We start from the raw sequence: 15,378 nt of genomic DNA on the forward strand, positions 1-15,378 counted from the left end.
AGGTGCTCAGTCACGCAATCCCAGCACATCCTGCATATCGTACAGGCCGTGCGGCTGTTGCATGATCCAACCAGCCGCTCTTATGGCGCCTTTTGCAAAAGTCATACGGCTCGAGGCCTTGTGCGTAATCTCGACGCGCTCACCAACGCCAGCGAAAAGCACAGTGTGATCGCCAACGATGTCGCCGGCGCGAATCGTCTCGAAGCCGATCGTCTTGCGTTCGCGTTCGCCGGAACGCCCCTCGCGACCGTAAACCGCGCACTGCTCCAGATCGCGACCTAGAGCTTGGGCGACAATCTCGCCCATGCGCAGTGCGGTGCCCGAGGGGGCATCCACTTTGTGGCGATGGTGCGCCTCGATAATCTCGATATCCACCTCTTCACCCAGCACCCTTGCCGCGAGATCGAGGAGCTTGAAGCAGAGATTGACACCGACGCTCATGTTCGGGGCAAACACGATTCCGATTGAATCGGCCGCCTGCTCGAGTTCGGCCCGCTGGCTGGTATTGAGTCCGGTGGTCCCGATCACCATCTGCCGCCCGGCGCGGCGGCACACGGCGAGGTGAGTGCTGGTCGCTTCGGGGAGCGTGAAATCAATCAGTACATCGAAGCGGTCGACGACATCTTCAAGTCGATCGGTCACTTCGATGCCCAACGCCTCGCCGCCGGCGAGCACCCCGGCATCGACGCCGAGGGCAGCGGACCCGGGCCGTTCGAGGGCCGCTCCCAGCTCCAGGCCAGCGGTTTGACGACACGCCTCGATTAGACTGCGCCCCATACGCCCGGCGGCACCAGCGATAGCGATTCTGGTCACGTTTGCTTGTCCTTATGCCCTGCGATCGTTGCGTGCAAACAACATTAAATAAACATCAAAACCCTATGTTTTCAATAAACTTTTTAACTCCATCCAGCCAGGATGTTGCGCGTGGACTGTGGCGGTCTACATTCTCGCCCACGGACTTCTCGAACTCCTCCAGCAACTCCTTTTGGCGTGCGGTCAGATGGACCGGGGTCTCAATCTGCACTCTGCAAAGCAGGTCGCCAACCGCACCACCACGAACCGGTTTAACTCCCTTGCCACGCAACCGGAACAGTTTACCCGTCTGCGTTTCCGCCGGAATCTTCAGAACCACCTTGCCGTCCAGCGTGGGCACATCCAGCTCACCGCCCAGTACCGCCGTACTGAAACTGATCGGCACCTCGCAGTAGAGATGATTGTCCTCGCGGGTAAATATCGGGTGTTCCTTGACCACGACATGGACATAGAGATCACCGGGAGGCCCTCCGTTCTCGCCCGCTTCGCCCTCGCCGCCGAGGCGAATGCGGTCGCCCGTATCGACGCCCGCCGGTACACGAACCGAGAGGGTTTTCTGCTCCTGCTTGCGTCCCTGGCCATGGCACGATGTGCAGGGATCGCTGATGATGGTGCCCCGCCCCCTGCACCGTGGACAGGTTTGTTGAACAGCGAAAAACCCTTGTTGCATTCGCACCTGACCGTGCCCGCCGCAGGTGGTACAGGTCGTCGGGCTGCTGCCTTTCTTCGCGCCGCTGCCGCCGCAGCTATCACAATGCACCAGGGTAGGCACCCGGATCTTTACCGTGGTACCGCGGACAGCGTCCTCCAGCGTCAGTTCCAGGTTGTAGCGTAGATCGGCCCCGCGATAGACACGTTGGCCACCGCCACCCCCCCGACCGCCGCCGAAGATATCGCCAAACACATCGCCGAAGATATCGCTGAAGTTCGGCCCGCCACCATGGCCGCCCGCGGCAGGATCGACACCGGCGTGCCCGAACTGGTCATAAGCGGCGCGCTTCTGGGCATCGCAGAGCACCTCATACGCCTCTTTCGCCTCCTTGAAGCTCTCCTCCGCCACATTGTCATTGGGATTGCGGTCAGGATGGTGCTTCATCGCCAGGCGGCGGTAGGCTTTTTTCAGCTCGGCTTCGCTGGCATTGCGGTTAACCCCCAGCACTTCGTAGTAGTCGCGTTTCGACATCACTCTCTGGTTCTTGATGGAGAACTTACGGTCATGCGTACCGTCCGCACTCTTTAAACGACTAAAGCGTGCAGGCGGTTGCGCCTGCACGCTTTCACTTTATTGTTTCAAGGGTCGAGCGATTACAATCTATTTTCGGTCGTCCTCGACTTCTTCAAACTCAGCATCTACCACATCGTCCTTGCCGGCGGAACCACTCTGCCCTTCCGCCGAAGATCCACTGTCTGTGGCCTCCTCGGCCTGGTCGGCATAGAGGCGCTCGGCGAGTTTGCCCGAAATAGCGGCCAATGCCTGCGTCTTATCCTCGATGGCCTGTTTATCGTCGCCCTTCATGATCTCCTTGAGTTCATCGACAGCCTTCTCGATATCTGCCTTCTCGGCAGCTTCGACCTTGTCGCCCAGTTCCTTCAGCGATTTATTGGTGGTGTGAATCATGTTGTCCGCCTGATTGCGGGCATCCACCAGCTCGCGCGCCTTCTTGTCCTCAGCGGCGTGCGCCTCGGCATCCTTGATCATGCGCTCGACCTCGTCATCGTTGAGACCGCTGGAGGCCTTGATGACGATGGACTGTTGCTTGCCAGTGGCTTTGTCCTTGGCCGACACGTTGAGAATACCGTTAGCGTCGATATCGAACGTGACCTCGATCTGCGGCACGCCACGCGGCGCCAGCGGGATGTCGGCAAGGTCGAAGCGGCCCAGCGATTTGTTGCCCGAAGCGATCTCGCGCTCACCCTGCAGGACATGGACGGTTACCGCCGTTTGGTTGTCGTCCGCTGTCGAGAAGACCTGATTGGCCTTGGTCGGGATGGTGGTGTTCTTCTCGATCAGCTTGGTCATGACACCGCCCAGCGTCTCAATACCGAGCGACAGCGGCGTCACATCCAGCAGCAGCACATCCTTGACGTCGCCCGACAGCACACCGCCCTGGATCGCCGCGCCGACCGCTACCGCCTCATCGGGGTTAACGTCCTTGCGCGGCTCTTTACCAAAGAAGTTCTTGACGGCCTCCTGGACCTTGGGCATACGGGTCTGCCCGCCGACGAGGATGACATCGTCGATTCCCGAGGCCGACAGGCCTGCGTCTTTGAGCGCGATCTTGCACGGTTCGATGGTACGGGTGATCAGATCCTCAACCAGCGACTCCAACTTGGCACGTGTCATCTTGATGTTGAGATGCTTGGGCCCGGTCTGATCCGCCGTGATGTAGGGCAGATTGATCTCGGTCTGTTGGCTGGAGGAGAGCTCGATCTTGGCTTTTTCTGCAGCCTCCTTGAGACGTTGCAGCGCGAGCGGATCATTGTGCAGATCGATACCCTGGTCTTTCTTAAATTCGTCGGACAGGTAGTCGATGATACGCAGATCAAAATCCTCACCGCCGAGGAAGGTATCACCGTTGGTGGAGAGCACCTCGAACTGGTGCTCGCCATCCACTTCGGCGATCTCGATGATCGAGATGTCAAACGTGCCGCCACCGAGGTCGTAGACCGCGATCTTGGTATCGCCGCGCTTCTTGTCCATGCCGTAGGCCAGGGCTGCGGCGGTGGGCTCGTTGATGATGCGCTTCACCTCCAGACCCGCGATCTTGCCGGCGTCTTTGGTGGCTTGACGCTGGGAGTCGTTAAAGTAGGCAGGGACAGTGATTACCGCCTCGGTGACGGGCTCGCCGAGATAGTCCTCGGCGGTTTTCTTCATTTTCATCAGCACGCGCGCAGAGATCTCCGGCGGCGCCATCTTCTTGTCGTTGACAGCGACCCAGGCGTCACCATTGTCGGCGCCGATGATCTTGTAGGGCACCATTTTGATATCGCGCTGCACGACGTCATCTTTGAAGCGACGCCCGATCAGGCGCTTGATGGCAAACAGGGTGTGCTTGGGGTTGGTCACCGCCTGGCGTTTTGCAGACTGGCCGACCAGGATCTCACCATCATCGGTGTAGGCCACGATGGAGGGCGTGGTGCGATCACCCTCGCTGTTTTCGATAACGCGTGGCTTGTTGCCCTCCATGATAGCCACGCAGGAGTTGGTGGTCCCGAGGTCTATACCGATAATCTTACCCATGACTGCTCTCTCCGCTCGTCTCTCCCGCAGGGCGGGGTTGGATGTTTAAAATCGCCGGCAAATCCGGCACATGTTGCGTAGATGGGGGCGCTGTCGGCTATTTCAAGCGCGTTCGTCCACCTTGGATCCTGGCTCCTGGGCCGCGCCCGAGGAGACTAAAACCAGCGCGGGACGTAGCAACCGGTCATTGAGCAGATACCCTTTCTGAAAAACCGTCAGCACCGTGTTGGGTTCGACATGATTGGCTGGCTGCGTGGTCATCGCCTGATGAAAATCCGGATTGAAACGTTCTCCTTCCGGATCGACCGCCTGAATGCCGAATTTCTCCAGCGCATTGAACAGCATTTTCAGTGTCAATTCAGTACCTTCGACAATCTTTTCGACGGAGGCACCCTCCGCTTTTGCCGCGCCCAGACCCGCCTCCAGGCTATCGATTACCGGCAATATCTCCTGTGCCATCCGATCGAGGGCGTATTTATGGGCACTCTCCAGCTCGCGCTCCGTGCGGCGGCGCAGATTGTCCATTTCGGCCTTGGTGCGCAAGAGCTGATCCCAGTTCTCGCTCGCTTTGGCCTCCGCGGCACTCAACTGGCTGCGCAGGAGCTGCAGTTCATCCCCTCCCGATGTCGGGTTCATGTTGCCGGTCGCCTCTACCGACTCAGCCTGCGGACCTGTCCCCGCATCCTGCGCGGCCTTGATCTCCGGCGCTTCTTCTACTCGCGTCGATTTATCTGCCATCTGTAACCCAAGCTCCGCTGTTAACTTGCTGTTTAAGAAAAATATTCAGGCCCGGGCGAGAGCACTCGCACCCGACCTTTGCGCCGGCGCAATCCCGCTGCGGGATCAGCCAGCCGGCTGACCCTCTCGGTCAAATGGGGGTGTTCAACGCTGATTCAAGGCTGCTGTAAGCAATCGAGCCGTAACATCGACCATAGGGATTACACGGTGGTAGGCCATGCGCGTCGGGCCGATTATACCCAGGACTCCCACAGTCTCCCCGCTTACCCGATAAGGGGCAGTGACGACACTGCATTGATCGAGAACGCTGTACCCTGACTCTTCACCGATGAAGATCTGTACACCCTTGGCCTCCAGGCACTGGTCGAACAGGTGCAGCAGATCACGCTTCTGCCCGAAGGCGTCGAACAGACTGCGCAGGCGATCGACACTTGAAAGCTCCGCAAATCCCATCAGGTTGGTCTGACCGCTCATGACATAGTCGGCTTGCTCGTCATCCCCGGACGTGAAGGTCTTCTCAGCCATCTCAACCACCGCCTGCATCTCCAGGGTGACGCTCTGCCGCAGTGCATCCATCTCGTTGACCAGCCGGTTGCGCAGCACCTCCAGTTCCAGGCCTTTACCGTGCTGGCTGATGTAATTGGCGGCCTGCTCGAGCTGTGAGCGGGTGTAGGAGCGATTGGTCTGGATTACCCGGTTCTGCACCTCGCCATCCTTGGAGACCAGGATCACCAACACCCGGTTGCCGGACAGCGAGAGGAACTCCACTTGGCGCAACACCATATGATCGCGTCGCGGCAGGGTTACAACACCCGCCATTTTCGTCAGTTCCGATAGAACACTCGAGGCGTGCCCCAACAACTCCTGGGGTTCGGTGTTCAGGCGCAACTCGGTGCGCAACTTCTGGATTTCCTTGCGTCTCAACGGGCTTACAGTGAGCAGGGTGTCGATGAACATCCGGTAACCCTTTACCGTGGGCACACGGCCCGCTGATGTGTGCGGGGAGGCGACCAAACCCAGATCCTCGAGATCAGCGATCACATTGCGGATGGTGGCAGGACTGAGTTCGAGGCCACTGTCGCGGGCCAGGGTTCTCGACCCCACGGGTTCGCCATCGGCGATAAATCGCTCGACCAACACCTTTAGAAGGTGCTGTCCACGCTCGGGTAGGGTTTGCTGGCTATCGGTTTCCGCCATGAATCACATCGGATGATCTGCTGCGAGACAATTTTGTTTCCTCTGGCACTCTATGTTACAGAGTGCTAATCGTCAAGGTTGCTTGGCGCCGCCAATCGGGCGTGATAACGTGAGCGCCGATCCGCACCGGTCATCGACTACTCCACCCCCAAGCTGTTGGAATTTCAGGAAAACGCGGCGCAAGAAAGGCACGTAACGATACCTGCGAGAGGGCAAATCAAGTGCACGCAATCTATTGCTCTTAGCAATTAACATGGACCAGGTCACAACAACACCAACGATAGATGCTCACACACCTACAGATTCGCGATTTCGTCATCGTTGATCGCCTGGAGCTCGATTTTCAGTCCGGCATGAGCGTCATTACCGGGGAGACCGGCGCGGGCAAATCAATCGTCATCGATGCCTTGGGTCTGGTCCTGGGAGAGCGCGCGGACACGAGTGTAATCAGCCCCACCAGCGAACAGGCGGAAGTGATCGGCAGCTTCGACCTCATGCTGGCGCACGATGCACAGCGGTGGCTGGCAGAGGAGGAACTCGCCGAGAACGACGAGTGCCACATTCGGCGCGTCATCTCCACTCAAGGTCGTTCCAAGGCCTGGATCAACGGTCGTCCCGTAACGCTCCTGCAGCTCAAGGCGCTGGGTGATCGGCTGGTAGACATTCATGGGCAGCACGAGCACCAGTCGCTATTGCAGCGTACCCTGCAGCGGGAACTCCTGGATGCCTACGCGGGTAACGGCGAATTACGCGCGCAAGTGGCCACAATTGCCCACTCCTGGGGAAGAGTGCGTGACGAGCTTGACGCCCTGGAACGCTCCGACGCCGACCGGGCTGCGCGAAGGGATCTGCTGGCCTACCAGATCCGCGAATTGGAAGAGCTCGCTCTCAACGACGGCGAACTCGCGGAGCTGGAAGCCGAGCACGGCCGTCTGGCCAACGCGGAGGGGCTGCTGAGTGCCTGTGGACGGGCGCAGGAGATGCTTTTCGAGGCCGATGAGCAGAATATCGTTTCCGCCCTCAATCAAACGCTGCACAGTCTGGAGCCCTACAGCGCGTTGCACCCTCTTCTGCAGGAAACCTACGGCCTGCTGAGTGACTGCGCCATTCAGGTTCAGGAAGCGGTGCGCAACCTGCGCGATACCGTCAGTCACATCGAACTCGATCCGGAGCGGCTGAACTGGATCGATGAACGTTTGGCGAAAATTTCTGAACTGTCGCGCAAGCACCGCATCAAGGCGGAAGCACTCCCCGGCCTCCTCGAGAACCTGCTGACCGAGCAACAGGGCCTGAACCAGGCCGATAGCCGTCGTTCAGAGCTGCATCGGGAACTGGAACAGGCGAGCGCCGCCTATCGCGAAGCCGCCCTGGCGCTGCGCGACTCCCGCCGGCGCTCGGCCGTGGAGCTGGCAGCCGCTGTCAGCGACTACATGCAGGGGCTGGCGATGTCGGGTGGGCAGTTTGACATCGCGCTTGAGCCGATCAATGAGGGAACACCCTCGCCACAAGGCTGGGATCAGGTCGAATTCCTGGTCAGCGCCAATCCAGGTCAGCCACTGCGCCCCCTCAACAAGGTGGCATCAGGCGGTGAATTGTCGCGCATCAGCCTGGCTGTACAGGTGGTTACCACGCGCAATGCCCTGATTCCCACGTTGATATTCGACGAGGTCGACGTCGGTATCGGTGGCAGTGTCGCCGAAACGGTGGGTGCATTGATGCGTCAACTGGGTGACAGCCGCCAGATCCTCTGTATTACTCATCTTCCACAGGTCGCGGCGCAGGGCCATCACCACTACGCCGTCAGCAAGAGAATCGACGGAAACAGCACCAGAACCGCGATCCGGCTGTTGGCAGACGACGAACGGGTGCAGGAGTTGGCGCGCATGATGGGAGGCGCGGAGATCACAGCTCAGACGCAAGCCCATGCCCGCGAAATGATGGAACGCTGGCAGTAGTCCGGGGAATCACCCGCTTCCGGCGGCCACGCCGGATTTCATTTCGCACTGGTTTCCTTCTGCCTGCACGGGGAGCAAAGCCCGTAGATATAGAGCACGTGGTCGGTGATCTCGTACCCGGCCTTCTCGGCAATGGAACGCTGCAGCTTCTCGATCTCGTCGTTGCGAAACTCGTCAACGCGACCACAGCGAACGCAAACGATATGGTCGTGGTGCTTGCTCTGGGTCAGTTCGTAGACGGCATGGCCACTCTCAAAGTGGTGGCGGGTCAACAGCCCTGCCGCCTCGAACTGGGTCAGCACCCGATAAACGGTCGCCAATCCGATGTCGTGCCCATCCTCCAGCAGGTTGCGATAGACCTCTTCGGCACCCATATGGCGTGCCGGGCTGGATTCGAACATATCCAGGATCCGCAGACGGGGCTGCGTCACCTTCAAGCCGGCATTGCGGATGTCTTCGCCTTCCAACGCACCATCCTCTTCGTTAAATGCCCGTATTCAACGCACAGCAAGTTCGTTATTATCCTGCACCCTAAAGGTATTCCATCCTCAGGCAACCTTAAATGAAAATCGTTTCCCCTTCCACAATCGCAGCGGTGATCCTTGGATTGATGCTGGCCGGCTGCGAATCCTGGGTGCATCGGATCGATGTCCAGCAGGGGAACATCATCGAGGAAGCGGCGGTGGAGAAGCTTCAAGTGGGCATGGACAAACGCCAGGTCCGGTTTCTGCTCGGCAGCCCTGCCATCACCGACACCTTCCATGCCAATCGCTGGGATTACGTCTATTACCTGAAACCCGGGCGGGGCGAAACGAAGCTGGAGAGTCTTTCCATCTACTTCACGGGCGACCGGGTTGACCGGTTGGAGCGCCGCCCCTTCCAGGGGTCAACGCCCAAAAGTTGAGGTAATCGCGTCCGGGTCACACCTCGCCGGCGTTGGTCTTTTTCTTGCGCGCCGATTTGGGATCGGCAATCAGCGGCCGGTAGATCTCGATTCGGTCCCCATTGCGCAGTTTGTGATCGAGCTTGCAGACCTTGCCGTAAATCCCGACCTTGTTCTCCTGCAGATCTATTTCCGGCACGCGCCCGATAATACCGCTCGCTTCGATGGCCTGCTGCACCGTCGATTCATCCGGCAACTTGACGGGCAGAATGATGGAATTGTCAGGCGACGCGTAAACCACTTCCACCGTAATGAACTCATGCGTTGTCATAAACCTCGTGCGCCCTCTTGCAAAAAGCGTCGACCAGTGAGTTGGCCATTTGATGAAAGACCGGTCCAAACGCGAATTGGATGAGCCGGGTGGAGAACTCAAACTCCAGATCCAACGATATCCGCGTTCGCCGCTCCGCCAGGCCGTCAAAACGCCAGAATCCCTCCAGAAGTCGGAATGGACCCTCGACGAGCCGGATTTCGATCATCTTGCCATGCTGAATCCGGTTACAGGTGGTAAATGTCTTGCGGATGCCCCCGCGGGCCAGGTCTACCGATGCCCGAATCTCGTCACCGTGTCGGCTCAGTATCCGGCTCCCCGTACACCACGGCAAGAACAGGGCATAGGAGTCAACATCGTTGACCAGATCGAACATTTGCTCCGCACTATAGGGAACCAAAGAACTGCGTCGTACCACCGGCACTCGTTGCACGCCTCCAATCGCTGAAGCTCTCTCACACCCCTCCCTTGCTCGGAGCACTGCCCCGCGAGACTCTTCCCACGGGATTCCGAACGACCACGGTAAATCGCATCAGAGGGTCGCGTTATCCAAATATTCAAGCTCATCGGCTGACACGCATACCCACCCGTCAACGACGGCTGCTGGCATGATACGTTGCCGATCCACTCTTTCGTTCGACGCAAACCTTAAATTCACCAGCGCCGCTCGGCAAATTTTTTATAATAGCCCAATGACCATTAAAAAAAATAAGCCCTCTGGAAGCGCCACCATCGCCCTCAACAAAAAGGCCCGTCATGACTTCTTCATCGAGGAGCGGTTCGAGGCCGGTCTGGCTCTGGAAGGCTGGGAGGTCAAGAGCCTGCGCGCCGGCCGGGTTCAGCTGAAAGAGAGCTATGTCCTGGTGCGTGACAACGAGGCGTGGCTCTTTGGTTCGCACATCTCACCCCTGCCGACGGCGTCCACACACATCCATCCCGACCCGCTGCGAACCCGCAAAATACTCCTTCATCGCAACGAGCTCGACACCCTCATCGGTGCGGTGGAGCGCAAGGGCTACACCCTGGTCCCGCTGGCCCTCTACTGGAAGCGTGGGCGCGCCAAGCTCGAAATCGGGCTCGCCAAGGGCAAGAAACAGCACGACAAACGCGCTACGGAGAAAGATCGCGACTGGCAGCGCGAAAAACGGCGTCTGCTCAAGAGTCACTAGAACCTACCTAAATCCCCCGCGAGCTGTGCCGGTCGCTCGTGGCTCCAGCGCGAGGCGCCTCGCGGCGAAACACCACAGGAACGCTGAATGCGTCAATATCATCTTGAAAGAGTACAACCGTGGTAGGGAACTTCTCGGTGGGTTAGACTCTCTATCCTGTATAGAACTTTGGGGGCGACCTGGTTTCGACGTGGGTTGCAAAACCTTAGGTGCATGCCGAGGCGCAGACAACCTCGTTAATCCAGCTGCAAACCTTATAGTTGCCAACAACGACAACTACGCACTCGCCGCTTAAACCCCGGTAGAGTGCCGTCTGACCGGGGCCGTGCTTGTGCGTCCGGAGTCCTTCGGGACACTCAGGCGTCGATTCTCACAAGATCGCGGTGAAGCTTGTCCCGAGCCGATCCGCTAAAACCTTAGGGACTCGCCGTCAGTTTTCCCTGCCCATCGGGTAGCTGGCGGTTAAATCAATAGATTGGGATAAGCATGTAGAGCCGAAGGCGGAGAGCTTGCGGACGCGGGTTCGATTCCCGCCGCCTCCACCAGTACAAACCCCTGGCTTCCTGTCAGGGGTTTTTTTATTCCCGTGCAAGGTATACGGAATCACCGGACCCCACCGTGGACGTGAAGCCGTTAAGCCCACCGGAAACGGCTTATACCGCCGGCCTCATCGACGAAAAGCCACCATCTCACTCACTCGCAAACACCGCAATGAAAACCGTCAGCTGGCCGTCTCCATCAGTAATACGGAGAAGGGCCTGCTGGATTTTGTGTTGCCTACCGTAGGGGCCGGAAATGTCACTGGAACGCACATTGTCCGTCCACGGCACACTCCCGGTTTCACCCGCACCCCCTGCAATCGGCAGGCGCTCAACCTTCCAACCCAGATCTCAATACCTGCGCACCGACAAGAGCGAATATACGGCCCTCATACTCCGCGACTACCTCCCCCTCACCCCGCGCAACGGTAAATCTACAGCGCAACAGCGACAACGGAATCCGGGCCACTGTCCTGGCCACACAACCTGCTGGTGCCCTGAACCTAAACAGGGACACCAGGAATTGGCAGACCAAGGCAATCTGCAAGACACTGGGTGAGACCTTCTAGTGCGGCCGGGTGGTGGGGGGTGGTACGACCAAGGCCAACGGCCGCGTCAAGCTATCTTCCTGCACGATGACCAATGCATTAGATTGGTGTCTAGAATTGGGTCACCGCGGTGCACCGCCGCCTAATTGTTGCTGGGCGTCGTCGCGTCGCGGATGCTATCGCCGGCTTTTTCTATCTTCTCACCGGCCTTTTCCACTACGTTGTCGATCTTCTCACCGGCCGCTTCCGCTGGGCCCTGCTGCTCGCAGCCTGACAGGGTTGCCAGCATTGCCCCTGCCAACAGCGCACTCGTGACCACGACGGCACTGACCGTCCCGATAAACTTCTTGATCATGACAATCGTCTCCAGGTGATTTGCATTTTACAGGTATGGCCTAACCTGCTCGGTAGCAGGTGACTGCGATGCAACAACCTGGCAGGCCATTGCATCGCACGGCGTTCGTCATTCGTCGTCGTCGTTGACTTTGCGGCCGATGATGCCGCCCACGGCTGCACCGCCGACGGTGCCGAGCGTGCTGCCCCCGGTAAGCACAGAGCCTCCGACGGCACCGACGCCGGCGCCGATCGCGGTGTTCTTGTCCTGTGTCGACATGCCGGAACAACCACCCAAGCCGAATAGCAGTGCTATTGCAACCGCACTGAACGCAGTCCGCTGTATCGCCTGCATGGGGTAGAACCTTTTCATCATAATTCTCCAGTTGTGATGGGCCTGCCGACGGCAGTCCGCAGTCCGCAGTCCGCGCGTCGGACCAACGCTGTTTGCGCCGGCTGCGTAGGCACCGCCTTCGAACAGTGACTTCCGTTACCTGTGGAAGCGGTGCGCTCGGTCGGGTCCGTTGGTGTGAAACTACGCGCAGCCCTTGTCCCCGTCTGTCTGTTGCCGCACATTGCCGGCCCTACCACAGCGTCACGCGTCGATGCGCCCGAATCGCAACCCTTTGGCGGTGCTGCCGGAGGCGGGTAGAATTCTATTAATGGCTACACGACAGCCGCATGAACGGTGCGCTGGTGGCACCTGCCGTCGACCCTGATCGAGAGTTGTCAACTATAGGGAGATTGCCCATGCCCGGTCTTCATGCCCTGTCAGCCGATCCCCGTCAGAATCATCTGCCCGCTGTCCTGCCCGCGGAGCAAAGCGCAAGCCTGTTCCCCCCTTCTGGAACTGGTTCCGATGCCGCCGTGCGAATCGGTAAGCGAACCTGGCATGCCGATGCGCCACGTCTATTTCCCCACCACCTGCATCGTGTCTCTGCTCCACGTAATGGAGGACGGGGCATCGGCCGAGATCGCCATGGTCGGTAACAAGGGTATCGTCGGCATCTCGGTGTTCATGGGCGGTGAAACGACGAGCAGCCGGGCTATGGTGCAGAGTGCCGGGCACGCCTATCGCCTCAAAGGACAATTACTGAAGGACGCCTTCTATCACGCAGGCTCGATCCAGCGTTGTTGCTGCGCTACACCCAGGCACTGCTGACCCAGATGGCTCAGACGGCGGTGTGAAAACCGGCACTACAGCGTGGATCAGCAGCTGTGCCGCTGGCTGTTGCTCAGCCTGGATCGACAGCCCTCGAACGAGTTGACCATGACCCAGGAGTTGATCGCCAACAAGCTCGGGGTACATCGCAAGGGTGTCACCGAGGCCGCTGGCCAATTGCAGCACGACGGGTTGATTCACTACAAACGGGGCAAGATCCACCGTGCTCGACCGTCCCGGTCTGGAGTCCTCGGCGATGAAGGCATCATCGGGAGTTCCCTCATACCCGGGGTGGATGTGTCACCGCTACGCCCCGTGGTGCAGGGTGCTGGCCAGGCGCTGCGCATGAACGCTGCGCCGTTTCGGCGCTAACTCGAACAGAAACTTGCGTTGAAATGGGAGCTGAACGTTACCTCTATGTGATGCAGAGCCAACTCGCGCAAAACGCCGCCTGCACGCACTTCCATGTCGTGGAGGCACGTCTCGCCCGTTGGCTGCTGATGACGCAGAACCGGGCACACTCGGATGCGTTTCATGTCATGCACGAACTTCTGGACTACATGCTGGGCGTACGCCGCGTCGGTGTTACCAAGTCCGCCACTGCGCTGCAAAATCGCAAACTGATCCGCTATAGCCGCGGGGATATCAGGATTCTCGACCACGACAGCCTGGAGACCGCGTCCTGCGGGTGCTACGCGGCCGACAAAGCGAGCTACGCCCGGATGATGGGTAAGGGTAAGCGGATATCAGGCGGCTGCTAGTCCTTGAATTTCGCGGTAGCTTCACTAACCGCAGACTTCAACGAATCCCAGGCAGATTCCACGCCCTCCCTGATTGACTCCCAGGCGTCTTCGCTGGCCCCGGAAAGTTCCGATACCTTCACCTTGCCTTCCGCGATCTTACTGTCAAGCTCCTTAATCTGCTCGTTCATCTTCAGTTGCGTGTCTGCACTGGCCCTCGACACCCTGGCCCTGAGCTTATCGACGTCTGCCTTCCACTCATCCAGATGGGCCTGCATCTTCCGCTGGTACAACTCTTTATCCATCTTGTCATTGTCCTTCCATTGTTCGGCAGCCGGGAACTGGAATAACTGTCACACGCGGCGGCCGGATTATTTGCTGCTGTTCTACATCACGTTGCACTCGGCTTTCGCCGCCGCCTTGAGCAATTTGATCAGCGGCAAGGCGCGGTGACCCAGACTAACCGCGGGTTCTTCGTCTTCTGCTTGAGGGGTTTCTAGCGGTGCAGGCGACTGCCCCGCTGCCGCGACCGCGGCCTCAAGCCGTTCGAGTGCCGTCGGCACAATCGCGGCCACAAGCGCGCTGGGTACCGTCCCGCTGTGCCCCATCATCTTAAGCAGCTGGACCGCCACGTCACCGAACATCGTGATGCCCGCGTAGGCAGGACACGAAAAGGTTACCAGCATGATCACTCCCTCTCTAGATTCGTTTTTGGTATAGGCAGTAACAAAGCTCGCTGTTACGTCCTGGGCCAACCAAAAAACTTATTTTGCAGAGGATTCCGTGCGCCAAAATCGGTACGCCAAGCACGATCACTATGTACTTACGCGATATTGATGCGCCTCGCGTTCTTACAGCACGCCAATTGGTCGCAACGATACACACATCCGGTTTCACGGCAGCAACCTCATCTTGTCAGTCGGCGCCCACTAAGCACAGAACCCGTTAGATTAGACGAGCCGGCGCCCCTGAATGAGACGAAGCACTACGATAACAACGGCGAGCACCAGAAGAATATGAATAAATCCACCCATCGTATACGAGGAAACCAAACCCAGTAGCCAAAGGATAAGCAAGACAATTGCGATAGTTTCAAGCATGGCCAAAGTCCTCTAAGTCCACAATGCAATCAGCGGACAGCGATTAACAATCTTCGAATCGGGCCGTGCTGCCCGCCGCTCGATCGATCCTGATGCGACCGATGGGGTTTGACGGCAGTATGCATTGCCTGAACTCACACACGATTTTCATGATGGTCACGAAGCGATGTTTCGTCTGTGCGTTTGCGAACATACGATTACCGAGGATCTGCCAAGGTATTGGAACGCCGGCCGGCCATCCCTCGGAGGAAAGCCCAACACCTCAGATTCGACATATATTCGGATCTACAGCGTACGAATTTTTCGACATTCACCGCCGCGGCTCAAGTTCCCGATCCGACGGACCCTGGAATATCTCCGTCATAATCGTTTGAAATCCGCTGGAGTATGCTTACTTGATCATCCGCCGCCCCAAAACCGCGATCGGCCCTCCGCTTGTTGCGACACGTGAAGCTATATGCGGTTGAGCAACGTACGATCGCGGCATGGCAGCATGTTCGAGCGCCGCTTACCGTCTTGCTATGTACGAAAGCGTACAGATCAGGGTTGGCAATTCGATTAGCCTCAAATTGCAGCGCGATATAACTCGCATTCAAACGACGACCGCTTTTGTTGAGCGTGTTGAATGT

17 protein-coding genes, 1 other RNA gene and 2 pseudogenes are annotated in these 15,378 nt (G+C 58.6%); 7 read left to right on the plus strand and 13 right to left on the minus strand.

The genetic code is table 11. From position 1 onward, the window contains the following. Positions 1 to 6: 6 nt before the first annotated feature. From DWQ09_17125 to DWQ09_17145, 5 genes are all read right to left on the minus strand, one after another. Positions 7 to 813, minus strand: a complete 807-nt coding sequence (locus tag DWQ09_17125) for a 4-hydroxy-tetrahydrodipicolinate reductase (protein KAA3626402.1) — start codon at positions 811 to 813, stop codon at positions 7 to 9. A gap of 55 nt (positions 814 to 868) precedes the next feature. Further along, positions 869 to 1,996, minus strand: coding sequence for a molecular chaperone DnaJ (gene dnaJ / locus DWQ09_17130; protein KAA3626403.1), 1,128 nt, complete (start codon positions 1,994 to 1,996; stop codon positions 869 to 871). A 129-nt stretch (positions 1,997 to 2,125) separates the two neighbouring features. Next, positions 2,126 to 4,054 (minus strand): molecular chaperone DnaK, encoded by a 1,929-nt coding sequence (locus DWQ09_17135; GenBank protein ID KAA3626404.1) that lies wholly within the window; start codon positions 4,052 to 4,054, stop codon positions 2,126 to 2,128. Positions 4,055 to 4,156: 102 nt separating this feature from the next. Beyond that, complete coding sequence (locus DWQ09_17140; protein ID KAA3626405.1) at positions 4,157 to 4,792, minus strand: nucleotide exchange factor GrpE; 636 nt, start codon at positions 4,790 to 4,792, stop codon at positions 4,157 to 4,159. 144 nt (positions 4,793 to 4,936) lie between these two features. After that, complete coding sequence (locus tag DWQ09_17145) at positions 4,937 to 5,989, minus strand: heat-inducible transcriptional repressor HrcA (GenBank protein ID KAA3626406.1); 1,053 nt, start codon at positions 5,987 to 5,989, stop codon at positions 4,937 to 4,939. A 284-nt stretch (positions 5,990 to 6,273) separates the two neighbouring features. On the opposite strand from DWQ09_17145, the gene DWQ09_17150 reads away from it, so the two are divergent. After that, entirely contained in the window at positions 6,274 to 7,944 is a 1,671-nt protein-coding gene (locus DWQ09_17150) for a DNA repair protein RecN (protein ID KAA3626407.1), read from the plus strand. Positions 7,945 to 7,982: 38 nt separating this feature from the next. Here DWQ09_17150 and DWQ09_17155 read toward each other — a convergent pair whose 3' ends face one another. Continuing rightward, on the minus strand, positions 7,983 to 8,411 hold the full coding sequence (locus DWQ09_17155; GenBank protein ID KAA3626408.1) for a ferric iron uptake transcriptional regulator: 429 nt from the start codon (positions 8,409 to 8,411) through the stop codon (positions 7,983 to 7,985). Between the two features lie 95 nt (positions 8,412 to 8,506). Here DWQ09_17155 and DWQ09_17160 point away from each other — a divergent pair, with 95 nt between their 5' ends. After that, positions 8,507 to 8,848: an outer membrane protein assembly factor BamE gene (locus DWQ09_17160; GenBank protein ID KAA3626409.1), complete on the plus strand. Its 342-nt coding sequence runs from the start codon at positions 8,507 to 8,509 to the stop codon at positions 8,846 to 8,848. 16 nt (positions 8,849 to 8,864) lie between these two features. Here DWQ09_17160 and DWQ09_17165 read toward each other — a convergent pair whose 3' ends face one another. Together DWQ09_17165 and DWQ09_17170 are read right to left on the minus strand one after the other, a co-directional pair. Then, on the minus strand, positions 8,865 to 9,158 hold the full coding sequence (locus DWQ09_17165) for an RnfH family protein (protein KAA3626410.1): 294 nt from the start codon (positions 9,156 to 9,158) through the stop codon (positions 8,865 to 8,867). Further along, positions 9,145 to 9,582 carry a type II toxin-antitoxin system RatA family toxin gene (locus DWQ09_17170; protein ID KAA3626411.1) on the minus strand — a complete coding sequence of 146 codons (438 nt, stop codon included), beginning with the start codon at positions 9,580 to 9,582 and terminating at the stop codon, positions 9,145 to 9,147. Before DWQ09_17170 ends, DWQ09_17165 begins: the two co-directional genes overlap by 14 nt. A 268-nt stretch (positions 9,583 to 9,850) precedes the next feature. Between DWQ09_17170 and DWQ09_17175 the strand changes: the two genes are divergently transcribed. The 3 genes and pseudogenes from DWQ09_17175 to DWQ09_17185 all read left to right on the plus strand — a co-directional run bounded on the left by DWQ09_17175 (position 9,851) and on the right by DWQ09_17185 (position 11,320). Then, on the plus strand, positions 9,851 to 10,327 hold the full coding sequence (locus tag DWQ09_17175) for an SsrA-binding protein SmpB (GenBank protein ID KAA3626412.1): 477 nt from the start codon (positions 9,851 to 9,853) through the stop codon (positions 10,325 to 10,327). A 170-nt stretch (positions 10,328 to 10,497) separates the two neighbouring features. Continuing rightward, positions 10,498 to 10,872: a transfer-messenger RNA gene (ssrA, locus tag DWQ09_17180) on the plus strand. Positions 10,873 to 10,945: 73 nt separating this feature from the next. Further along, a pseudogene (locus tag DWQ09_17185) lies at positions 10,946 to 11,320 on the plus strand (hypothetical protein). Positions 11,321 to 11,556: 236 nt separating this feature from the next. On the opposite strand, the gene DWQ09_17190 reads toward DWQ09_17185, so the two are convergent. Both DWQ09_17190 and DWQ09_17195 read right to left on the minus strand, forming a co-directional pair. Continuing rightward, entirely contained in the window at positions 11,557 to 11,769 is a 213-nt protein-coding gene (locus DWQ09_17190; protein KAA3626413.1) for a hypothetical protein, read from the minus strand. Between the two features lie 108 nt (positions 11,770 to 11,877). Continuing rightward, a complete protein-coding gene (locus tag DWQ09_17195) occupies positions 11,878 to 12,102 on the minus strand; it encodes a glycine zipper 2TM domain-containing protein (GenBank protein ID KAA3626435.1) in 225 nt (74 codons plus the stop codon). Positions 12,103 to 12,606: 504 nt separating this feature from the next. Between DWQ09_17195 and DWQ09_17200 the strand changes: the two are divergent. Continuing rightward, positions 12,607 to 13,258 (plus strand): annotated as a pseudogene (locus DWQ09_17200) (Crp/Fnr family transcriptional regulator). A 46-nt stretch (positions 13,259 to 13,304) separates the two neighbouring features. Then, entirely contained in the window at positions 13,305 to 13,670 is a 366-nt protein-coding gene (locus tag DWQ09_17205) for a hypothetical protein (GenBank protein KAA3626414.1), read from the plus strand. Here DWQ09_17205 and DWQ09_17210 read toward each other — a convergent pair. The 3 genes from DWQ09_17210 to DWQ09_17220 all read right to left on the minus strand — a co-directional run bounded on the left by DWQ09_17210 (position 13,667) and on the right by DWQ09_17220 (position 14,749). Next, a complete protein-coding gene (locus DWQ09_17210; GenBank protein KAA3626415.1) occupies positions 13,667 to 13,954 on the minus strand; it encodes a coiled coil domain-containing protein in 288 nt (95 codons plus the stop codon). The two genes, DWQ09_17205 and DWQ09_17210, sit on opposite strands and share 4 nt — an antisense overlap. 81 nt (positions 13,955 to 14,035) lie before the next feature. Then, positions 14,036 to 14,335 carry a DUF1840 domain-containing protein gene (locus DWQ09_17215; protein KAA3626416.1) on the minus strand — a complete coding sequence of 100 codons (300 nt, stop codon included), beginning with the start codon at positions 14,333 to 14,335 and terminating at the stop codon, positions 14,036 to 14,038. 264 nt (positions 14,336 to 14,599) lie between these two features. Then, positions 14,600 to 14,749 (minus strand): lmo0937 family membrane protein, encoded by a 150-nt coding sequence (locus tag DWQ09_17220; GenBank protein ID KAA3626417.1) that lies wholly within the window; start codon positions 14,747 to 14,749, stop codon positions 14,600 to 14,602. Between the last annotated feature and the right edge of the window lie 629 nt (positions 14,750 to 15,378).

Source organism: Pseudomonadota bacterium, from assembly GCA_008501635.1.
GTDB lineage: Bacteria > Pseudomonadota > Gammaproteobacteria > QQUJ01 > QQUJ01 > QQUJ01.